21 protein-coding genes and 2 pseudogenes are annotated in these 20,801 nt (G+C 34.3%); 16 read left to right on the top strand and 7 right to left on the bottom strand.

Annotated elements, in window-relative coordinates; all coding sequences use genetic code 11:
• Window positions 1-117 precede the first annotated feature (117 nt).
• From ELD05_RS13280 to mglC, 3 genes are all read left to right on the top strand, one after another.
• The gene (locus ELD05_RS13280; protein WP_127352802.1) at window positions 118-1,197 is read left to right on the top strand and encodes a galactose ABC transporter substrate-binding protein; all 1,080 of its coding nucleotides are present in this window, start codon (window positions 118-120) and stop codon (window positions 1,195-1,197) included.
• A 112-nt stretch (window positions 1,198-1,309) separates the two neighbouring features.
• Window positions 1,310-2,827 carry a sugar ABC transporter ATP-binding protein gene (locus ELD05_RS13275; RefSeq protein WP_127352998.1) on the top strand — a complete coding sequence of 506 codons (1,518 nt, stop codon included), beginning with the start codon at window positions 1,310-1,312 and terminating at the stop codon, window positions 2,825-2,827.
• A gap of 27 nt (window positions 2,828-2,854) precedes the next feature.
• Window positions 2,855-3,868, top strand: coding sequence for a galactose/methyl galactoside ABC transporter permease MglC (gene mglC, locus ELD05_RS13270; protein WP_127352801.1), 1,014 nt, complete (start codon window positions 2,855-2,857; stop codon window positions 3,866-3,868).
• A gap of 64 nt (window positions 3,869-3,932) precedes the next feature.
• Here the strand turns inward: mglC and ELD05_RS13265 are convergent, their stop codons facing one another.
• Together ELD05_RS13265 and ELD05_RS13260 are read right to left on the bottom strand one after the other, a co-directional pair.
• On the bottom strand, window positions 3,933-5,144 hold the full coding sequence (locus tag ELD05_RS13265; RefSeq protein ID WP_127352800.1) for an ABC transporter permease: 1,212 nt from the start codon (window positions 5,142-5,144) through the stop codon (window positions 3,933-3,935).
• Window positions 5,141-5,866: an ABC transporter ATP-binding protein gene (locus tag ELD05_RS13260; protein ID WP_127352799.1), complete on the bottom strand. Its 726-nt coding sequence runs from the start codon at window positions 5,864-5,866 to the stop codon at window positions 5,141-5,143. The genes ELD05_RS13265 and ELD05_RS13260 overlap by 4 nt, the downstream gene beginning before the upstream one ends.
• A 122-nt stretch (window positions 5,867-5,988) precedes the next feature.
• Between ELD05_RS13260 and ELD05_RS14170 the strand changes: the two genes are divergently transcribed.
• Genes ELD05_RS14170 through ELD05_RS14160 form a run of 3 tightly spaced genes read left to right on the top strand, consistent with a single transcriptional unit; the run spans window position 5,989 to window position 6,660 of the window.
• Entirely contained in the window at window positions 5,989-6,210 is a 222-nt protein-coding gene (locus ELD05_RS14170) for a hypothetical protein (RefSeq protein WP_206516895.1), read from the top strand.
• A gap of 33 nt (window positions 6,211-6,243) precedes the next feature.
• A complete protein-coding gene (locus ELD05_RS14165) occupies window positions 6,244-6,420 on the top strand; it encodes a hypothetical protein (protein WP_206516894.1) in 177 nt (58 codons plus the stop codon).
• Window positions 6,421-6,447: 27 nt separating this feature from the next.
• Entirely contained in the window at window positions 6,448-6,660 is a 213-nt protein-coding gene (locus tag ELD05_RS14160; RefSeq protein ID WP_206516893.1) for a hypothetical protein, read from the top strand.
• 816 nt (window positions 6,661-7,476) lie between these two features.
• On the opposite strand, the gene ELD05_RS13245 is transcribed toward ELD05_RS14160, so the two are convergent.
• From ELD05_RS13245 to ELD05_RS13235, 3 genes are read right to left on the bottom strand one after another with little or no spacing between them, the layout of a single operon-like run.
• Entirely contained in the window at window positions 7,477-8,145 is a 669-nt protein-coding gene (locus ELD05_RS13245; RefSeq protein WP_127352796.1) for an ABC-2 transporter permease, read from the bottom strand.
• Entirely contained in the window at window positions 8,123-9,001 is an 879-nt protein-coding gene (locus tag ELD05_RS13240; RefSeq protein ID WP_127352795.1) for an ABC transporter ATP-binding protein, read from the bottom strand. Before ELD05_RS13240 ends, ELD05_RS13245 begins: the two co-directional genes overlap by 23 nt.
• The gene (locus ELD05_RS13235) at window positions 8,998-9,387 is read right to left on the bottom strand and encodes a GntR family transcriptional regulator (RefSeq protein ID WP_127352794.1); all 390 of its coding nucleotides are present in this window, start codon (window positions 9,385-9,387) and stop codon (window positions 8,998-9,000) included. The genes ELD05_RS13240 and ELD05_RS13235 overlap by 4 nt, the downstream gene beginning before the upstream one ends.
• A 193-nt stretch (window positions 9,388-9,580) precedes the next feature.
• Here ELD05_RS13235 and ELD05_RS13230 point away from each other — a divergent pair, with 193 nt between their 5' ends.
• From ELD05_RS13230 to ELD05_RS13220, 4 genes are all read left to right on the top strand, one after another.
• On the top strand, window positions 9,581-9,904 hold the full coding sequence (locus ELD05_RS13230; protein ID WP_127352793.1) for an AbrB/MazE/SpoVT family DNA-binding domain-containing protein: 324 nt from the start codon (window positions 9,581-9,583) through the stop codon (window positions 9,902-9,904).
• Window positions 9,885-10,007, top strand: a complete 123-nt coding sequence (locus ELD05_RS14960; RefSeq protein WP_266166052.1) for a hypothetical protein — start codon at window positions 9,885-9,887, stop codon at window positions 10,005-10,007. The genes ELD05_RS13230 and ELD05_RS14960 overlap by 20 nt, the downstream gene beginning before the upstream one ends.
• Window positions 10,000-10,197, top strand: coding sequence for a PIN domain-containing protein (locus ELD05_RS14955; RefSeq protein ID WP_039767865.1), 198 nt, complete (start codon window positions 10,000-10,002; stop codon window positions 10,195-10,197). Before ELD05_RS14960 ends, ELD05_RS14955 begins: the two co-directional genes overlap by 8 nt.
• Window positions 10,198-10,435: 238 nt before the next feature.
• A complete protein-coding gene (locus ELD05_RS13220) occupies window positions 10,436-10,681 on the top strand; it encodes a LacI family DNA-binding transcriptional regulator (protein ID WP_241243516.1) in 246 nt (81 codons plus the stop codon).
• Window positions 10,682-10,687: 6 nt separating this feature from the next.
• Here the strand turns inward: ELD05_RS13220 and ELD05_RS13215 are convergent.
• Window positions 10,688-11,453 (bottom strand): annotated as a pseudogene (locus ELD05_RS13215) (transposase); the annotation flags it as partial.
• 198 nt (window positions 11,454-11,651) lie between these two features.
• Window positions 11,652-12,594 (bottom strand): annotated as a pseudogene (locus ELD05_RS13210) (transposase).
• A gap of 90 nt (window positions 12,595-12,684) precedes the next feature.
• On the opposite strand from ELD05_RS13210, the gene ELD05_RS13205 reads away from it, so the two are divergent.
• The 6 genes from ELD05_RS13205 (at window position 12,685) to ELD05_RS13180 (ending at window position 20,766) form a co-directional block, all read left to right on the top strand.
• The gene (locus ELD05_RS13205) at window positions 12,685-13,497 is read left to right on the top strand and encodes a substrate-binding domain-containing protein (RefSeq protein WP_307720929.1); all 813 of its coding nucleotides are present in this window, start codon (window positions 12,685-12,687) and stop codon (window positions 13,495-13,497) included.
• A 308-nt stretch (window positions 13,498-13,805) separates the two neighbouring features.
• Entirely contained in the window at window positions 13,806-15,083 is a 1,278-nt protein-coding gene (locus ELD05_RS13200; protein WP_127352792.1) for an ABC transporter substrate-binding protein, read from the top strand.
• A gap of 78 nt (window positions 15,084-15,161) precedes the next feature.
• The gene (locus tag ELD05_RS13195) at window positions 15,162-16,445 is read left to right on the top strand and encodes a carbohydrate ABC transporter permease (RefSeq protein WP_127352791.1); all 1,284 of its coding nucleotides are present in this window, start codon (window positions 15,162-15,164) and stop codon (window positions 16,443-16,445) included.
• 9 nt (window positions 16,446-16,454) lie between these two features.
• Window positions 16,455-17,303, top strand: a complete 849-nt coding sequence (locus ELD05_RS13190) for a carbohydrate ABC transporter permease (RefSeq protein ID WP_127352790.1) — start codon at window positions 16,455-16,457, stop codon at window positions 17,301-17,303.
• Between the two features lie 92 nt (window positions 17,304-17,395).
• Entirely contained in the window at window positions 17,396-19,486 is a 2,091-nt protein-coding gene (locus ELD05_RS13185; RefSeq protein WP_127352789.1) for a methyl-accepting chemotaxis protein, read from the top strand.
• A 302-nt stretch (window positions 19,487-19,788) separates the two neighbouring features.
• Window positions 19,789-20,766, top strand: a complete 978-nt coding sequence (locus ELD05_RS13180) for an Rpn family recombination-promoting nuclease/putative transposase (RefSeq protein WP_127352788.1) — start codon at window positions 19,789-19,791, stop codon at window positions 20,764-20,766.
• Window positions 20,767-20,801: the final 35 nt, after the last annotated feature.

Here is a 20,801-nt window from a genome sequence, read left to right as displayed (position 1 = left end):
ATATGAATAAAAAATGAACAAAAAAGCACAGTGAAATATTATAGATTTTAGTTTAAATTTATTGGTGAAATCAAAATCTCATAATCAAAATTAAATATTATAGGGAGGTTTTGGTAAATGTTTAACAAAAAGAAATTCTGGATAGCTGTAGTATCTTTGGTATTAGCAATTTCTCTTGTTTTAACTGGATGTGGGAAAAAGAGTAGCAGCAGCGGTGAAAGCTCATCTGGTACAACATCAGAAGAGAAAAAGCCCTATATTGGTGTTGCGATCTACAAGTTTGACGACACATTCATGACAGGTGTCAGAAATGCAATAGCAAAAGAGGGACAGGGCAAAGCAAAGCTTGACTTTGTTGACAGCCAAAACTCTCAGTCAACTCAAAATGACAAGATTGACCTATTTATTACAAAAAAGGTTGATGCTTTAGCAATCAATCCTGTTGACAGAACAGCAGCAGGTGTTTTAATTGACAAGGCAAAGCAAGCAAATATTCCAGTTGTGTTCTTCAACAGAGAGCCGCTTCCAGAGGATATGAAAAAATGGGACAAAGTATATTACGTAGGTGCAAAGGCAGAACAGTCTGGTACACTTCAGGGTGAGATTATGGCGGAATATTGGAAGTCTCATCCAGAAGCTGACAAAAACCATAATGGCATTATGGAATATGTTATGATTACCGGTGAGCCTGGTCATCAGGATGCAATCTTGAGGACAGAGTATTCAATCAAGGCAGTTGAAGCAGCTGGAATCAAGGTAAAATGCCTCGCTCAAGACACTGCTATGTGGGACAGGGTAAAAGGGCAGGAAAAGATGCAGGCGTTTTTAGCATCATTTGGTGACAAGATTGAAGCAGTCTTCTGCAACAATGACGACATGGCACTTGGTGCGATTGAAGCTCTCAAAGCAGCAGGGTATTTCAAGAATGGAAAGTATATTCCTGTTGTTGGTGTTGACGCAACAACTCCAGGACTTCAGGCACTTGAAGAAGGTACACTCTTGGGTACAGTTTTGAATGACGCAAAGGCGCAAGGCAAAGCTACATTTAACTTGGCATATGTACTTGCAAAAGGTGAAAAACCAACAAAAGAAAATGTTGGGTTTGACATCACAGATGGAAAGTACATCTGGGTACCATATCAGAAGGTTACAAAAGATAACTTAGAAGAGATGAAAAAATACGTAAATGAACAGTAAAGCATAGAAACTAAAGCCGCCACCTTGTCAAAGGGCCTATTTAGAAGATGGCAAGGTGGCGGTAATTTTGAATTGCTTTTTGTGGAAAAATCTTTCAAGAGGTGCAATTGCTATGGCAAAGACAGAGTATATCTTAGAGATGAATGGCATTACAAAGGAATTTCCAGGTGTTAAAGCACTTGACAATGTTACAGTAAAGATAAAAAAAGGGACTGTTCATGCGCTTTTGGGCGAAAATGGTGCGGGGAAGTCCACATTGATGAAGTGCCTATTTGGAATTTACAAGCCTGACAGTGGTGAGATCATATTAGATGATCAGCATGTTCACATTCAAAGTCCGATTGACGCTATAAAGCTTGGGATTTCAATGATCCACCAAGAACTTCAGCCAGTTCCTCAGCGAAATGTGATGGAGAACATCTGGCTTGGCAGATTTCCTCACATAAATGCAGGACCTTTTAGGTTTGTTGACCACAAGAAGATGTACGAAGACACAAAAGCACTTTTGCAAAGACTTGAGATAGATGTTGACCCAAAGGCAATTGTGGGCCAGCTTTCTGTTTCTAAAATTCAGCTTATTGAGATTGCAAAGGCTGTATCTTACAACTCAAAAGTTATTGTCATGGATGAGCCAACATCTTCCTTGACAGAAAACGAGGTTGAGCATCTTTTTAGGATAATAAAAGACCTAAAATCAAAAGGTGTTTCAATCATATATATCTCTCACAAGCTTGAAGAGATATTTGAGATAGCAGATGAAGTGACAATCATGCGAGATGGTAAAGTGGTTGGTTCGTGGAATATATCAGAGCTCACACCTGATATGATGATTGCAAACATGGTTGGACGCCAGATGTCAGACAGGTTCCCACAAAAGACAAACAAGCCCTCAGAGGTTATTTTGAGGGTTGAAAATTTGACATCTGTTCATCCAAAGTCGTTTAAGAATGTTTCATTTGAACTGAGAAAAGGCGAAATTTTAGGGATTGGCGGACTTGTTGGGTCTCAGAGAACAGAGCTGATTGAAGCTATATTTGGGCTAAGAAGCATTAAAGAAGGGAAGATATACATAAAAGGAAAGGAAGTTGTTATAAAAAGCCCCCAGGATGCAATCAAAAACAAGATTGCACTTTTAACAGAAGATAGAAAGCTCACAGGAATTGTTCCAGAACTTAACATCTTAGAAAATACAACATTGGCAAGTCTCAGGAAATATCTAAATGATTTTAGACTTTTGAATGACAAGAGAAGAGTGATGGACACCGAAAACTTTATTAAGGTTTTGAAAATAAAAACACCTTCATATAAAACACAGATAAAGAATCTCTCTGGTGGAAACCAACAAAAAGTATTAATTGCACGCTGGCTTTTGACAGAACCAGAAATTCTTCTTTTAGATGAGCCAACAAGGGGAATTGACGTTGGTGCAAAGTATGAAATTTACAATCTCATAAATCAACTTGCAACAGAAGGAAAAAGCATTATCATGATTTCTTCTGAGATGCCAGAACTTTTAGGAATGTCTGACAGAATCCTTGTCATGTGTGAAGGTAGAGTTTCTGGTATCTTGGAGCGAAAAGATGCAACAGAAGAAGAAATCATGCGACTTGCAACAAGATTCTCAGCTTAAATTATTTTTGAGGAGGTCAACTTCAAAATGACATCGGCAAAGAGAATAAGACAAATAGTATCACAAAATGCAATCTACTTTATTCTACTTGCCCTCATAATTGTGATTGCCTTTATAAGCCCTGACTTTTTATCTTGGAGATGTTTTAGAGACATATTGCTTCAGTCATCAACAAGGGCAATAATTGCACTTGGTATGAGCTTAGTGTTAATCACTGGCGGTGTTGATTTGTCAGCAGGAAGAGCTGTTGGTTTAGCTGCTGTTGTATCTGCGTCAATGCTTCAAACTGCTGACTATGCAAGAAGGTTCTTTCCCGACCTTCCACAGCTACCACTGATAGTTCCTATACTAATTGCAATTGTAATTACTTTATTGTTTGGGCTTTTAAATGGTATAGTAATTTCGCGTTTGAGCTTACCACCGTTTATTGCGACTTTGGGTTCAATGGTAATCATCTATGGCGCAAACTCACTGTATTTTAACCTTCCGCCAAACAACTCACAGCCAATCGGTGGTTTAAGGTCTGACTTTACAAACTTAGGTACAGGCTATATTGGAATTTCTGGTGAGTATTCAATACCATATATTTTGATAATAGCTTTGGTTGTTGCAATAGTTGTATGGGTGATACTTAACAAGACAAGCATAGGAAAGAGTATCTATGCAGTCGGTGGTAATGTCAATGCTGCAAGGGTTTCTGGTATAAATGTTGCAAAGGTATTGATATTTGTCTATGCATTTGCAGGACTTTTATATGGCTTAGCAGGTGTTTTAGAGGCTGCAAGAACTGGCGGTGCAACAAACAACTATGGTAACATGTACGAGCTTGACGCTATTGCAGCCTGCGTTGTTGGTGGCGTTTCAACAACAGGTGGAATTGGAACAGTGCCTGGTGTTTTAGCAGGTGTTTTGATATTTGGTGTTATAAACTATGGTCTTACATTTATTGGTGTTGATCCTTACTGGCAGCTGATTATAAAAGGTCTTATAATAGTTGTTGCAGTTGCACTTGATATAAGAAAGTATTTAGCAAAGAGATAAAAATGTAAAAAAGAAAAATGGGCTTGTGCTTTTAGGCTTTAGCACAGGCCCATTTTGTTTATTTTCAGCTTCTAAACAGCACCTTTTCATTCTCAAACATCTTTGAAGCAAATATTATAGAGGCAATAAGATATACGGTTGAAGAAACTATGAATAATAACAAGTGCTGAATATTTATGATTCCATATATTAGCTCTTTGAATATTGCAAGTGAATTGATAAGCGGTATTATAAAGTAAGAATCTACCAAGTCATTTGGTGTTTTATACATTGTGAAGTAAGCGAGGATTAGCACCAAAAAGGTAATAGGTGTAAGATAAGTTTGAGCCTCTTTGAACGACCTTGCATATGAGGCAATGGCAACTTCAACTGCACTGAAAATTATAGCTGTCAACACCACAACAATAAACATCGCAATGTAAACAGATACAGGAAGTGCAAGAGCTGCTATATCTCCCAATTCTTTTGTTGCATTTTCTCCAAAGGCCAACGGCAAAAACCAAAATGTAAGCCCAAGCCCTATTAGTGAGGTAACTCCGCTTATTATTGCCATTATTGAAACTGTGATATATTTGCCTGTTACAAGTGAGATGCGTGATGCAGCAGTTGTTAAAAGTGGCTCAAGAGTTCCCCTTTCCTTTTCACCAGCTGTTATGTCAATAGCAACATTAATGCCACCAAGTGAGGTATTGAGCACTACAAACATAGGGACAAGTATTGCCAGCAAAAACAATGCCATTTTGCGGGGTGGTGCAACATTTTCTTTTGTAATGACAATAGGCTCAATAATTTCAGGGTTGATATTTTTGGACAAAAGCCTCTGTTTTGTTATGTTTTTTGCGTAGTCAGTTATGATTTCGCTCAATATTAAACCAACATTTGATGATTTTGAATCAGATCCATCAACTAAAATCTTTATATTAACCTGCTTTTCTTTTGAAAGGTGGTCAGAAAAATTTTGTGGAATTTCAATCACTGCCTTAATTTTTCCATTTTGCAAATCCTTCTTTGGATTTGAAGATTGAACAATGTCAAACTGAGAGTTTTTGATTAAGTCAACAAGTTGTTTTGCATATTGCTCACCCATGATACAAATCTTTGTTTTTTCAGGTTTAACCTCATATGCAGACTTAGTTGCATAGATTATCACAAGAAGCATAAGGGGTGTTGTAAGTATAGGCAGGATGAAGTTCATAAAAAGAGCGCGTCTGTCTCTAAAAGCATCCTTTAATTCTTTTTTAAATACAATCCACACATGCTTCATATTTATTCTCATCTGTTATCACCTACCAATCTAATAAATACATCTTCAAAGCTTGCTCCAGAAAATCTTTGCTTTATCTCATCAATTGTGCCAATTGCCATAAGGCTTCCTTTGTGTATTATTGCAACCCTGTCGCAAAGCTTTTCGACCTCACTCATTGTATGGCTTGAAAAGATGATAGTCCTTCCTTCTTGTTTGCAAAGCCTGATAAAGTCATGCACCTCTTTTGCGCTTGTGACGTCCAAAGAGTTTGTTGGCTCATCAAAAAGCATTACATCAGGGTTATGGATGATAGATCGCACAAAGCACACCTTCTGTTTCATACCTTTTGAGAATTTACCTGCAGGCTTGTCGATAAACTCTTGCATCTGAAACCTTTCCACAAGCTCATCAATCCGCTTTTTAATTTCATCTTTTTTCATGTCGTGCAAAGTAGCAAAGTATTCGATGTTCTCTCTTGCGGTGAGCCTGCTATATAGCCCGCTTTCACTTCCAAAGAGAATTCCTATCTTGCGCCTTACTTTTTCAGGTTCTTTTGTAATATCAAGCCCGTCAATTATGGCAGTTCCATGTGAGGGTTTTATCATTGTTGCAAGCATCCTTAAAGTTGTTGTCTTTCCAGCTCCGTTTTCACCAAGGAGCCCGAAAATTTCGCCCTTGTTGATGGTAAAAGATAGCCTGTCAACCGCCCTGACCTTGCCAAAGTCTTTGGTAAGTTCAATAAGTTCAATCATACACAAAGCTGCCTCCTTTTCACATATTTTTATTAATTAGTATTTATAATTTTTAAATTGCCTTCTTTGTATATCACCCCTCCTGTCTGTAGAATGAAGCAGAAACAGCGATGTATGAAATAATGAACAAAATTATCGAAATCAGCAAATATATTGGTGACCAGAGACTATTTTTGTACAGATTCACAATAGATGCTATTAAATTGTCGTTTGATACTGTTGCAGTTTCTGCTAAAGCTAATACTGTTATAAGAATAATCAAGAGAAAGAAAGGTAATAGCCCATACAACAATTCTGATAATGATTTTAACATTTTGTTTTTAACAAAATGTGGAAAAGAATAAAGTAATGAAAACAATGAAATAAATAATAGGTTAGTGGCAAGTGGTGAGACGAAAAACAAAAATATATTAAGTTCAATCCTATTTGGTTTGCTAAAAATTGCAAACAAGTTTGAGATAAAAAAGGCAGAGCAGTATAAGAATGAAAAAATAATATCGTTGATAAATATCCAAAAAGCAATTGTTTTTCTTTTTACAGGTAACAAAAAGTAAAATTTTAAAACAGAATCCAATATATGATTGGATTTTACAAGACTTCTATCAAAAAATAAAGCTATTTTAGAAACTACAAAAACTTGCGGAATAAAAAGAGAAACTGCAATTACAAATGCAGAATATGCATTTCTATCAAAATTATTGCTATTATCATTTAACAGAAAGAAATTTAAACTAAACCAGAGGACTGTAAAAAATCCGATAATTAAAAGATGTATTTTAATCTCACTGGGATGAGGTTTAAATTTATGCAATTACTTCACCTCACTCTACATATTACGTTAATACTGTTTACTTATAAAAAGCAGTTTAGATTTCTCGTCTGTAAATTGCAGCTTTGTTTACAATGAATGAAATTAAAAACAGTATTATTGATACAAATAAGACTATTAAAGCACTTTTATAGTTTGTATATAAATTTGTAATAAATTTTTCCTCTCTTTTATGAATTTCTGAAAGACGAAAACCAAACCAGAAAGGTATGTAAGCAGCTAATATTATTATAAAGTTTACAATAGTGTTATAGATTGTTTGGAAAGCTGAATTTTTAATAAAGTAGAGCAGTGAATATAGGATAGTACAGATAGAATACCATACAAGTACAATAGAGAAAATCCAGAAGAAAGATAAAATGAAAGTGTATGAGTGGGTTAAATTAAACACTTTTAAGATTAACATTCCGATGTTAAAAAAGAGAATATATATCAAAATTATAATAACGTCTGAAATAAACTCTAAGGTAACAATCTTCTTTCTTTTAATGGGCAGTAAAAAAAGCAGAGAAGTATAAGATATACTGCCATATAGTTCACGTAGTTTTGTACTTTGAACGAAAAAGCTTGATTTTATTGCAAACAACATAAACAGAATAAAGGTGGTATAGATAGTTCCAATAAAGAGAGAAAGATCAATCTTGCCTGTTTTTCTCACAGGCTGGGATATACACAAAAGAAAAATAAGAAATACGATACCTGAAATAATCTTATTTTCAACCCTTTTAAGCAATTTAATGTAAGCAAACATTTTTAACCTCGCTCCTTCAAGATTTATCTTTTAAAGATCACTGTTTGAAAGAATTTTGTATGAAATAATATATGAAATAACCATTAATACAGCAATATATGCAAGCGAAACAGCTGTCAGTATGCATATTGATTCAAAAATTTTAATTTTATGATACAAAATTTGCAAAGGTTCAGCAAAAACAAAAGGTACTCCAAAGTAAAAACAAAACAGAAGAAGTACTGTATACAAGTTTTTTTGAGTTGATTTTCTAAATGCAATAAAAACAGGTTGAAGAACTATTATCATAACAAATCCTGTAAATGTATATGATAAAAGTTTCCTGTTAAAATCATGTATGAAGTAAGAGGAATTAACATTGGTTATAAGTATATATCCAATCAGACTAATAAATTGGAATATTAACAACAAAAATCCGTCTTTTAAAAATCGACTAATTATAATTTGCCATTTTTTAATAGGCAAGAGCAAACTCAAAGATATTTCATACGAAAAACTATTTGAGGTAAAAGGGTTATTTAACATGGTAAATGTAAGAAAAATAGCTACAAAAAAGTAAGATAAATATTCTTCCCAGAATATAGTAGCAGATGCTGGTGGATTTAATAGGTTACCAACTATCCAAAGAACAATAATGTATAGAAAGAAATACAAAACTGATGTATATATACTTTTCCTATAGAACTTCCAATACTTCATCCTTTTCATCCCTTCTCACAAGCATTACATAGAACTTTTCAATTGATGGTTTTTCAACAACAAAGCCCGGCTGCATACAATTTTCAATTTCATTCTTTTTGCAAAGAGCTTCAAACGAAAATGAACCTTTTTTACAAGATAAAACTATACTTTGTGGGATTTTGTTACTCTCTGAAGCAGGTCCTTTTACTATACAATAATCCTCTTCAATGCTTTCACGCGATGAAGAAAAGATGATTTTGCCATTATCTATGATTGTCACAAAGTCTGCAACATTCTCAATATCAGAGACTATATGAGTTGAGTAGAAGACAGCCTTTTCTTCAGACTGAACAAAACTCTGCAGAATCTCAACAAACTGATTTCTTGCAACAGGGTCAAGCCCAGATGTTGGTTCATCTAAAATCAAAAACTCAGGTCTTATAGATAGAGCTAAAGCAATAGACAGTTTCATCACAGTTCCTTTTGAGAGGTGAATTATCTTTTTGTTCTGGTCAATTTCAAAAAGGTCACAGAGTTTGTTGTAAAGCCTATCATCCCAGTTTTTATAAAATGACTTCATTATCTCTTTTACATCTTTTGGTTTTAACTGACCCGGCAAAATTGGAGTTTCTAATACAACTCCAAGCCTTTGTTTTATCTCGGTTTCATCACAGTTAAAAGGCTTTTCGAATATGAAAACCTCACCACTTTCTTTTCTCGCAAGGTCAAGGATGCACTTTATCAAAGTGGTTTTTCCAGCACCGTTTTTCCCCAGAAGCCCCATGATATAGCCGCTTTCTAAAATAAGCTCTGGAATTTCAAGCCTAAAGTTTTTGTAGGATTTTGTAAGGTTTTTTACTTTCAAAGCAATCATCTTTGACCTTCCTCTCCTTTATACAATCTTTCAATTGTTTCTAAAAGCTTTTTTAGGTCAACTCCAAGTATTTTTGCTTTCTGAACAATAGCTTTTAAATCATTTTCAATTTCTTGAACGCCCAAAGTAGAAATCTTTTCTCTATCAATCCCAGCAACAAACGTCCCTCTTGCCGGCACTGTTACAATAAACCCTTCTTTTTCAAGTTCTTCATAAGCTCTTTTTGTCGTGATAACACTTACATTCAGCTCTTTTGCCAAGACCCTGATTGATGGAAGACCATCTCCTGCCTTAAGACTTCCTTCTATTATCTGTTTCTTTATTTGATTTTTGATTTGTTCATATATGGGCTGGTTTGACATTTGCGAAATCACAAGCTTTAGCACATTTTTCTTTCCCCTTTTGCATACTGTATATATACAGTATATACAGTTTTAATTGGTTTGTCAATATTATTTCAAGTCGTTGTTGGGCTTTTCCCATTCGCACACCGCTTAATGAACGATAAATTCATTCATTTAAATTTTAATTTCATGGGTTACGATAAACTTAGAGCGATTAATATAGAAGGTATTTTGTATGATACATGCAACGTCAAAGATTATTGGAAGAGGGCAAGTAGAATTGCCCGCTGAGATAAGGAAAATTATTGGTGGGGAGAAGATAGGAGACAGTGTACTTTTCACTGTTCTAGACAACGGCAAAGTTGTAATTGAAGTGATAAAAAAACGAAAACTATCAGAGCTTGGAGGTTCTCTAAAATCATCAATCGCATTTATAGATTTGGACCATGAAACTAATGCAACAAAAGAAATCTGGGTAAGAAAGAGAGCAAGGGAGACACAACATGATGGAAAAAGTATGATTCGATGCGAATGTAATTTTGAGATATGTATTGCATGACCACGAGGAGTTTTTTCAAAAAGCTCAGAAGATTATACTTAAAGCCGAACAGGGAAAGTTAAAACTGTTTGTTGCAGCAATTACAATTACAGAGGTTGTATGATATTCTGAGTGCCTGTATATGTTCTGATGGCATTGAAGCGGAAGAAGCGGATATTGTTCTTTTTGCGCTCAAAAGTTACAAAGAGAGCAACGTTGATTTCATTGCTGCATATCTTTTTCATCACATAGCAAAATCAGGAAACAATAGAATATTTACTTTTGATAAAAAGCATTTTCAAAGCTTAATGTAGAAATTTTGAATACAGATTAGAGTTGTTATATGTGTCCTATAAAAATACAAAAAGAAATTAGCCCCAGGACAGTATTGCACACAAGGGAGTAAATTGCCTGTGGTTTTTTTATTATATTTGTTCAACAAATTTTAGCTTATTTTATACAAAATATGTATTGATTTCGCTAAAGTAACCTGATATATTTTAAAATAAATACGAAAACGATTACTGATAAAAAGAAGGGCTGGGATGAAATATGAAGTACACAATCAAAGACATAGCAAAACTAACAGGCTATTCTGTTGCAACAATTTCAAGAGCACTAAGTGGAAAGGAAGGTGTGAGTCAGGAAAAAAGGGAAGAGATATTAAAACTGGTAGACAGCTTAGGATATACTCCGAACCAGACAGCAAGGAAATTGAGAAGTAAGCAGACAAAAAATATCTTGGTTATGATACCTGATATAGAGAACTACTTTTTCAATAAGCTGAGCCTAAAATAGATTCCATTTTGTTCTCTGCTTGAAAAGCTTTTTACCCTCTTCAGTTTCTAAAAATCTTATGTTCTTGCTTCTAAAACTATTGCTAACATTGTTTTTATTTTTCATGTTTCTTTTGTTTATCCCAGCAACAAATTTAACTTTAAGCTCATTTGCTATATTAAACCATCTGCTACAATCGTATCCCGCATCTGCTAATACAATCTCACAGCCAAAGCCCCATGCCCTATACAAAAGCTCTTCTTGTCTTGAGTCATGTTCATTTGCCCCTGTTAAAATCCAGAAAAGTGGTATTACTTCTTCTTTACCTGTACACAAAAGATGTAATTTGTATCCCCTGAAAAATCCTATTGTAATATGTATACCTATTTTTGCTTCTGAATCATTTTTGGCACTTCTCAGCGGCGTAGAGTCTACTATCGCTATACTCATATCAGGTTCTATCTTAGCTATTAATATGTCTTTTATATCTTGCATGTATTCTTTTTCTATTTTTCTTGACAACTTTGCAAAATATGAATAGTCCGGACTTTCTTCTATACCTACTACTTGCTTAAACTCTGTGTCTTGATTTATTCGATATTCTAATTCTCTGAAACTCTTTATCCCCTTTTTAACTTTATAAACCAAACAAGCTATTATCTGAAACAGATTAAATTTCCTCGGTCGTCCCCTTCTATTTTGCTTTATCTTCCTCGATAAAACTTCAGTAACCTTTTTATTACAAAAGCAGCTTTAAAAATTTCTTATTTTGTGCTTTAATATTCTTAGTCATCTTTTTTCCCCTTGTGTTTTTTTGTGGTTTTCTCTTAAATTAAAATTATAACACAAGGGGGCTTTTTTTTTTGTTACTATGTTTACTCTATATGGTTATTTCTTTTATTCAACAACCTCAAGTTTTAGTTAAAAAAAATATAATTATTTAGGTTGTTGAATAAAAAATATTACCAACAATACATAAAATAAACAAAAGTTATTGATTCCATTCATAAGCGAAAGAAAACTTCTTACCTTCTAACTTTCTAAGAAGTTGCTCAAATAGAAAAGTAATTAGTATCCAATCAATATACCTTTTATAATTTCTAAATCCCTTGAGCCTCACATTCTCAAGATTATATTCACCTTTTAATTTGCTAAATAGTCTTTCAATCTTTGTTCTCTGCTTGTATAGCTTTTTACCCTCTTCAGTTTCTAAAAATCTTATGTTCTTGCTTCTAAAACATTCTTAACATTGTTTTTATCTTTCATGTTTCTTTTGTTTATCCCAGCAACAAATTTAACTTTAAGCTCATTTGCTATATTAAACCATCTGCTACAATCGTATCCCGCATCTGCTAATACAATCTCACAGCCAAAGCCCCATGCCCTATACAAAGCTCTTCTTGTCTTGAGTCATGTTCATTTGCCCCTGTTAAAATCCAGAAAAGTGGTATTACTTCTTCTTTACCTGTACACAAAGATGTAATTTGTATCCCCTGAAAAATCCTATTGTAATATGTATACCTATTTTTTGCTTCTGAATCATTTTTGGCACTTCTCAGCGGCGTAGAGTCTACTATCGCTATACTCATATCAGGTTCTATCTTAGCTATTAATATGTCTTTTATATCTTGCATGTATTCTTTTTCTATTTTTCTTGACAACTTTGCAAAATATGAATAGTCCGGACTTTCTTCTATACCTACTACTTGCTTAAACTCTGTGTCTTGATTTATTCGATATTCTAATTCTCTGAAACTCTTTATCCCCTTTTTAACTTTATAAACCAAACAAGCTATTATCTGAAACAGATTAAATTTCCTCGGTCGTCCCCTTCTATTTTGCTTTATCTTCCTCGATAAAACTTCAGTAACCTTTTTTATTACAAAAAGCAGCTTTAAAAATTTCTTATTTTGTGCTTTAATATTCTTAGTCATCTTTTTCCCCCTTGTGTTTTGTTGTGGTTTTCTCTTAAATTAAAATTATAACACAAGGGGGCTTTTTTCTTTTGTTACTATGTTTACTCTATATGGTTATTTCTTTTATTCAACAACCTCAATAAGCTAATAAAAGGGATTGAAGTCGAGGCAAGAGAAAATGGTTATAATATAATTCTTGGCAATTTTTCAGATTCCCAAAAAATAGAAGAAGAGTATTATAAAATGATGAAGGGTCAAATAGCAGATGGGATACTTCTTACAGGAAGCCTCAGCGAACCACAGAGAATTGTTGAACTATCAAGGCAGTTTAAAATGGTAGTCATTTCTGATTATTTTTCAGATGAACTTGTGACAGTATGTGTTGACAATTTTAAGTCAGCTTATGATGCGACTATGTTTTTATACAAAAGTGGATATAGAAAAATAGCTAAAATTACTGGCAAGATTGGAGCACTTCTTTCGCAAGATAGACTCAAAGGTTATAAAATGGCGCTTGAAAATCTTGGACTTGGAGCCAACGAGAAATATATAAAATATGGTGATTATAAATATGAAAGTGGATATAAGCTTGCAAAAGAACTGTTGACTATGCCAGAGCCCCCAGATGCCATTTTCTGTTCGAATGATGAGATGGCAATTGGAGCGTGTGATGCGGCAAAAGAACTTGGGATTTCAATTCCAGATGAGCTTGGAATTATGGGATTTGACGACATTGAACTTGCTTCAATGGTTACACCTAAAATTACCACAGTCCATCAACCACGTTATGAAATGGGAAGGCTTGCTGCAAGGCTTTTGATAGATATTTTGAAAGGAGGAGTTGTTAGCAAAGGTAAATATATCTTGGATACTTCAATCATTCCGAGAGAGTCTACAAAGAATACAAACTTCACAAATTGATAAAGTTTTTTTAAAAACATATTGACAAGTTAAACAAAACGTAGTATATTTTATTTAGCGTAAACGATTACTAAGATTTCATAGAAAAACAACTAAAAACTAAAAATATTACATAAATTGCCAACGCAAAGACATAAAATCTTAGGAGAGTATCCCACCCGACAAAACAAAATGCTCGGCTCTTTTTCCACTTCAAAAAGAGCCGAGCCCCAAAAAAGGTATTGTCCCACACTGCTGTGTGTGGGATGATATAAAACCCCTATTTAAAATTATATCACAAAAACTTACAAAAAGGAGGTTGTATTTTTATGAAAAGGCTTGTTGCGGTAATTACTTTAATTGCTCTGAGTGTAAGCTTGTTTTTAGCTTTTGGCCCTGCTGATACTAATGCCGCTTCTAAGAAGCAAGTCACAATAACCTATGTACGTGGCAAGGACGAAACTCACGCAACAGAAAAGATTATCAAAGAGTTTATGAAGAAAAACCCAGACATCAAGGTAATCTACAAAGAAAACCCATCTGACACAGGCCAAAACCATGACCAGCTTGTGACAGTAATGAGCGCCGGTGGTTCTGACATTGATGTATTTGACATGGATGTTATCTGGCCAGCTGAGTTTGCTCAAGCAGGCTACACACTTCCACTTGACAGGTTTATAAAGCGCGACAAGATTAATCTTAATGACTACATCAAAGGGACAATTGATGCTGCAAGATTCAAAGGTCAGATGTGGGCATTTCCAAGATTTATTGATGCAGGACTTCTTTATTACAGAAAAGACATTGTTCCTCAAAATGAACTTCCAAAGACATGGGATGATTTGATTAAAGTTGCTAAAAAGTACAAGGGTAAAAAGGGTACAAAATATGGATTTTTGATGCAAGCAAAACAATATGAGGGTCTTGTTTGTGATGCGATAGAGTATATTGCTTCATATGGCGGCAGAGTTGTTGATGAGAGTGGAAATATTGTAGTTAATAACAAAGGAACAATTGATGGACTTAACATGATGAGAAAGGTTATAACATCTGGTATTGTTCCACCAAACATCAACACATTTACAGAGATTGAGACACATACAGCTTTCATAAACGGTCTTGCAGTTTTTGCAAGAAACTGGCCATACATGTGGGCTATGGTAAATAGTCCACAATCAAAAGTAAAAGGCAAAGTTGGCATTCTGCCACTTCCGAAGGGTTCAAAGGGTTCAGCTGCAGCGCTTGGTGGTTGGATGGTTGGTATTAACAAATACACAAAGAATCCTGAAGCTTCATGGAGACTTTTGAAGTTCCTTGTGCAAAGAGAAGGACAAAAACTTATGGCCATTTACAACGGAAATGTTCCTGTTTACAAGCCACTTTTTAACGACAAAGATGTTATAAAAGCAAATCCACTTATTGGCGACAAGAAGTTTATAGAAGCTATTTTAGCTGCTGTTCCAAGACCTGTTTCACCAATTTATCCAAAGCTTTCAGATGCAATGCAGATTGAGTTTTCCAACATTGTAAATGGTAAGAAGGATGTAAAAACAGCTGTCCTTGATTTGGACAAGAAATTAAAAGAGCTTGTAAAGACTCAAAAGTAAAAGACAATCTCAATAAAGAAGTTGGCAGGCTTAAATTCTTTTTAAGCCTGCCAATAAAGTTTAAAGGGGAGGGGAAAGATGGACAGAAAGGAAAAACTATTTGGGTATTTATTTTTGCTTCCTGCAGTTTTGATATTTATATTTGTCGCAGTTATTCCTCTTGTGCAGGTTTTTGTCTACAGCCTTTTTGACATTCAGCTCAACAACCCAACCAAGAGTGAGGTGTCTTTATCATATAAGATAGATGTTGAGAACTACGCAAATACAGTCTTTACAGCATCATCAATACTTGACAGTGTAAGCAGCCAAAGTTTGGATAGCAAACAGAAAAAGATAGTAGATAGAATAAAATCTTTACTGCCTGAGCTGGAAAAGAGCATATTCAATACCAATGAAAAGATATCACAGCTCAACAAAGTAAATGACCTTTTGAACAATTTTCAGCCAGTTGATATAAAGCTCAAATATTTATCTGTTTCGAGAAAAGAGATAAATCAATACAATGAGTATGTCCAAAAACTCATAGCACTTGCAAATTCATTGCCGAACACACAAGAAACCAATGATTTAAAACAGGCACTTTTGGCGCTTGACTTGGTTATTGTGAAACCAAACTTTGTTGGTCTTCAGAACTATAGCTACTATCTAAAAGATTCAAGGCTTTTGTCAGCCATAAAAAATACACTTTTGTTTACAGTTGTAACAGTATTTTTTGAACTTGTATTTGGTCTTATGCTTGCTGTTGTTATGCACAAAGTAACAAGCCTGAAAAATGTTTTCAAAAGCATTGTTCTTATGCCCTGGGCAATTCCTACTGTTATATCGGCTTTGATGTGGAAGTTTATGTATGATGGTCAGGTTGGTATTATGTCAAAGTTTTTTGCAGACATTGGACTTATCAAAAGTCCGGCAGACCTTTTATCAAGTACTACAAATGCAATGATAGCTGCAATGACAGCCGACATCTGGAAAACAACACCCTATATTGCAATTTTGCTTGTTGCAGGGCTTCAGACAATTCCGGAATCGCTGTATGAAGCCGCAAAAGTGGATGGTGCAAATGCAGTTTACCAGTTTTTCAGGATTACTTTGCCTATGTTAAAACCAACCATACTTGTTGCTCTGCTTTTTAGAACCCTGGATGCATTTAGAGTATTTGACCTCATTTATGTTTTAACAGGCGGCGGTCCTGCAAACTCAACTGAGACAGTCTCTATCTACACTTATAAAACTTTGTTTAACCAACTTGACTTTGGTAGAGGTTCAACCTTAGCCGTACTGATTTTCATAATGGTAACCATTATAAGCTTTATCTATATAAAAATCCTTGGCGCTGAGGTATTCTCACATCAAAAGAGGTGATATGGTAAAATGAAGAAAAAGAAATTAACAGGCGAAAAGATAGCAAAGATTGTTATGAACATAATAATTGTGCTAGCACTAATTGTAATTTTGTTTCCTTTTTACTGGCTACTTCTTACATCAATAAGACCAAAAAGTGAAATATTTAATATTTCATCACTGATAACATTAAAACCTCATGTTGGCAACTACAAGATGGTATTTACCGAAAGACCATTTGCAAGGTATATTTTAAACAGCTTTGTAATCGGCCTTGAGACCACTATTATATCCATTGTAATAGCAAGTTTTGCAGCATATGCAATTGCAAAGACAAATATCTCACCAAAGGTAAAAAACCTTGTTTTGAGTCTTTCATTGGCTGTTTCAATGTTTCCACAAATTACAATTGTATCTCCTATTTACGTTATAGTAAAAAACTTAGGACTTAGAAACAGCTTTTTTGGGCTTTTAATTCCATACACCACATTTTCACTGCCACTTGCTATTTGGTATCTGACAACATTTTACCAAGGTGTCTCTCATGAAATTGACGAAGCAGCAAAAATTGATGGATGCAATACATTTCAGATTTTCTATAAAATAATTACGCCTCTTATAGCACCCGGCATTTTTACAGCAGCTATACTTATATTTATTTCTGTATGGAATGAATTTCTGTTTGCTTTGGTCATAAACACTGATGACATTTGGAGAACAGTCTCAGTTGGAATTGTCATGTTTCAGGGAAGGTTCACAATTCCTTGGGATGAGATTTCGGCTGCTGCAATTGTAGTTATGATTCCTCTTGTACTAATGGTATTTATATTCCAGCAAAGGATTGTGTCTGGTCTTACAGCAGGAGCTGTAAAAGAGTGATTTTTATGGCTATCTAAAAGGACTTTAGAATATAAATAAACTTGCCTATTTTCCTTTTAGATAGCCTAATTTTTAACAATAGGAGGTGTGGCATGAAGGCGATTGTGAAAAAAGCAAAAAGTTTAGCGTCAACCTTGCCAGGGAAGATAGCTATTCTTCTGTTTTTAGTTGTTTTAATTTTGGTTTTGTTAATAGACATATTTACAGTTACTTTTTCTACATCTATGTTAAGGCAAAACATAGAAGACAGTATTTCAACTTCAACATTCCAATCGGGCAAATATTTTGACCAAATATTAGAACGTGCAAAAGACTTGTCATTTCAGCTTGCTACAAATGAAACTTTAAAAAAATACATAAACGTTCAAAAAACAAGTAATGATGACTATGAAAAACTTGAGTGGAAAAAAGAAGCCCAAAAAGCGCTGTTGAGTATTATTTCATCAAATAAATTCATTTCAAGTGTTTATATTCTCATAAATAAAGAATCTTCTTTGGGCTATCCTACTATCAGCTTTGATAACATTGATTTTAATAATTTGTTTAAAAGCAACTGGGTTAAGATGGCTTTTGAAAGTGACCAGGGTTTTATATGGTGCGCTGATCATAATCAGTATTTTAATGATATTCTTAAAGAAGTTGGTTCAGATGTAAGAGATTATTCAATATCCGTAGTGAGGGTATTATATGATCCTTCAACTGGTAATAAAATAGGATTGATTGTAATAGACATCGGTAAAGATGTATTTGACGAAATGCTCTCAAATATCAAAATAACTAAAAATGGCATATCTTTTGTTATTACACCAGACAGTAAAATAATTACTTCAAAAAATTTATCTACTGCAATAAAATCCAAAATAAATGTTATTAAAACTACAATTTCAGAAAAGGCAGATAAAAAGGATGCAGATATTTTTGAAACAAATTTACCTGATGTATGGATAGTAAGTTATTCGAAAAGCTCAGATAGTGGATTTATATATGCTTCATTAATACCTAAAAATGACATAACATCTAAGATATCTAAGCTGCAACTGGTTATCATTTTGATTAGTTTGATATTTGGTGTATTTGTTATTGGAGGAAGCTTTTTTGGCACATTGAAAATTACAAAAAGTGTAAAAGTTGTATTAGAACAAATGAATAAGGCATCAGGAGGAAATTTGACAGCATTCTCTCATGTATCATTAAATGACGAAATTGGTATTCTATCAGATGGCTTTAACAAAATGGTAAGCCAGCTTAGAGAATTAGTCGGTAAGGTTAAGCAGCTTTCTGAACAGGTAAATAAGACCATCTCTACTATAGCAACTATTGCCTCAGAAACAACTGCTGCTTCGAATGAAGTGGCAAAAGCAATTTCAGAAATTGCTGAAGGTGCTTGTTCACAGGCTAACGAAGCTACATTGATTTCACAAGCTATGAGTGGATTTACAAAAGACGTGATTAATATGGTTGAAGATTTTAATAGAATGAACAAGGTTTCAGAAGAAGTTTTGGTTAAAACTGATAGAGGTTATTCTGCAATAGAAGTATTGAGACAGGTTGCAGGTAACTCACAGAAGACCACAAAAGATATGATTTTGCGTGTAAGAGAGCTAATTGGATGGGTAGAGAAGATAAACAAAATTATGAATCTGCTTTCGAGTATATCTGAACAAACAAGACTTTTAGCGTTAAATGCTACACTTGAAGCTGCTAAAGCAGGCGAAAGTGGGAAAGGTTTTGCTGTTGTTGCAAGTGAAATAAGAAAACTTGCTCAACAGTCTAAAGACGCGACAAAAGGTGTTGAAGAGATTGTTAAAAATATTTTATCAAAAGCAAAATTTTCTGAAAAAGTTGTGGACGACGTTGAAAATATAATAAAACTACAGGAAGATTCGATAAGAAGTGTTGAGATTTCTTTTACAGAAATGAAAAATGCTATTTCTGACTTGCTTGAGGGTCTGCAAAGGGCAATTAAAACTTTAAGAGTTATAGATTCAAAAAAGGATAAAATTTTCAACAGTGTTGAAAACATTTCTGCTGTTTCAGAAGAAACTGCGGCTTTATCAGAGGAAGTTTCTGCTGCAACTGAACAACAACTTGCTTCTATAGAGGAGTTGCAGAATATGGTATATTCTCTTAGAAATTTGTCTGAAGAGCTGAATAAGGCAGTATCAGTATTTAAAGTAGAATAAACCTTTTAACATTTTTTGGAATATATATTTAAATACTAAAAACTGCAATCTAATCCAAAGGCGCTTTGGTGTAGCAGTTACACGAAGCGCCTTTAGTTTTTGTTTTTGTATGTAAACATAAGTACATAGTTTTATGATAGGTGCAGATATAAAGCTGTAGATAGTAAGATGTTTACAAACAGGTTTGTGAGGTTAAATAATAATAGTGATATGAAGATTGTATGGTCTTTGTCTTTATGGTATAATTTTAGACAGAAGAAAAAGCTATAGCTGGGGAAAAATTAATTATAAGGATGAAATAGATGCAGCAGAAAGTACCACATAACCAGTATGATTTAACATTCAAGAGATTATTTCAATTCAAGGAAGTATTTTTAAACTTTTTAAGGGGCAATATAAATAGAGAATGGGTAAACAGGATAGATGCTGAGAGTTTAGAGTTTGTTGACAGGAGTTTTATCAAGGACGAGTTTGTAGAAAAAGAAGCAGATGTGATATACAGAGCGAGATTAGAAGATACGGATGTATACTTTTATGTGTTAATAGAACCGCAATCTACTGTGGACAGGAATATGCCAAGAAGGTTATTTGAGTATATGACTCTTATATGGAAAAGGCACATGGAAGAGAAAGGAGACGAGTTATTACCGCCGATTGTTCCGATAGTGCTGTACAATGGTAGAAGCGGGTGGAATATACCGACCCAGATATTTAAAGGTTTTGATATATTCAAGGATGATATGTTTAACTATATTTTGGTTGATGTAAACAGGCTTGATGATGAAAAGCTAAGAAGCAGGTTAGACCTTTTAAGTATTATTTTGTATTTAGAAAAGTCAAGAAGGAATGCAGAGGAGTTTGTAGAGAAGCTCAGTGAAGTGTCAGAATATGTTTGTAAGTTACCACAGGTGCAGGTAAAAGTGTTTTGTTCATGGCTTTTGAGGATAGTAAAACCGCAGGTGAGAGAGGAGATTGAAAGCAAGATAGATGAACTGCTGAAGAAGATAGAAGCTGAGGGGGTGGAAGATGTGGGAGAGTTTATATTCAATGTTCAGCAGCTGATACAGGAGTATTACAGAGAAGCAGAAGAAAAAGGCAAAGAAAAGGGCTATGAGGAAGGTATACAGGAAGGTATAAAGGAAGGTATACAGCGGAAAGAAGAGGAAATTGTGAGAAGGCTTATACAAAAAGGGTTTGATGATAATTTTATAGCTGAAGCAACTGGAGTTGAGATTGAGAGGATAAAGAAGATAAGAGAAGAATATACGGAATATTCCTAATTTTTCTTTGCTATTTGTATATATCTGTGTTATAA

It is taken from the genome of Caldicellulosiruptor changbaiensis, assembly GCF_003999255.1.
GTDB classification, from domain to species: Bacteria; Bacillota; Thermoanaerobacteria; order Caldicellulosiruptorales; family Caldicellulosiruptoraceae; genus Caldicellulosiruptor; species Caldicellulosiruptor changbaiensis.
The sequence above is the reverse complement of the archived record's forward strand: the minus strand, read 5'-3'. Positions and strand labels throughout refer to the sequence as shown.

Coding starts and splice junctions, on each gene's coding strand:
- ELD05_RS13280 (WP_127352802.1), top strand. CDS start 118: ATGTTTAACAAAAAGAAATTCTGGATAGCTGTAGTATCTTTGGTATTA.
- ELD05_RS13275 (WP_127352998.1), top strand. CDS start 1,310: ATGGCAAAGACAGAGTATATCTTAGAGATGAATGGCATTACAAAGGAA.
- mglC (WP_127352801.1), top strand. CDS start 2,855: ATGACATCGGCAAAGAGAATAAGACAAATAGTATCACAAAATGCAATC.
- ELD05_RS13265 (WP_127352800.1), bottom strand. CDS start 5,144: ATGAGAATAAATATGAAGCATGTGTGGATTGTATTTAAAAAAGAATTA.
- ELD05_RS13260 (WP_127352799.1), bottom strand. CDS start 5,866: ATGATTGAACTTATTGAACTTACCAAAGACTTTGGCAAGGTCAGGGCG.
- ELD05_RS14170 (WP_206516895.1), top strand. CDS start 5,989: ATGAACAAAATTATCGAAATCAGCAAATATATTGGTGACCAGAGACTA.
- ELD05_RS13245 (WP_127352796.1), bottom strand. CDS start 8,145: ATGAAGTATTGGAAGTTCTATAGGAAAAGTATATATACATCAGTTTTG.
- ELD05_RS13240 (WP_127352795.1), bottom strand. CDS start 9,001: ATGATTGCTTTGAAAGTAAAAAACCTTACAAAATCCTACAAAAACTTT.
- ELD05_RS13230 (WP_127352793.1), top strand. CDS start 9,581: ATGATACATGCAACGTCAAAGATTATTGGAAGAGGGCAAGTAGAATTG.
- ELD05_RS13220 (WP_241243516.1), top strand. CDS start 10,436: ATGAAGTACACAATCAAAGACATAGCAAAACTAACAGGCTATTCTGTT.
- ELD05_RS13200 (WP_127352792.1), top strand. CDS start 13,806: ATGAAAAGGCTTGTTGCGGTAATTACTTTAATTGCTCTGAGTGTAAGC.
- ELD05_RS13195 (WP_127352791.1), top strand. CDS start 15,162: ATGGACAGAAAGGAAAAACTATTTGGGTATTTATTTTTGCTTCCTGCA.
- ELD05_RS13190 (WP_127352790.1), top strand. CDS start 16,455: ATGAAGAAAAAGAAATTAACAGGCGAAAAGATAGCAAAGATTGTTATG.
- ELD05_RS13185 (WP_127352789.1), top strand. CDS start 17,396: ATGAAGGCGATTGTGAAAAAAGCAAAAAGTTTAGCGTCAACCTTGCCA.
- ELD05_RS13180 (WP_127352788.1), top strand. CDS start 19,789: ATGCAGCAGAAAGTACCACATAACCAGTATGATTTAACATTCAAGAGA.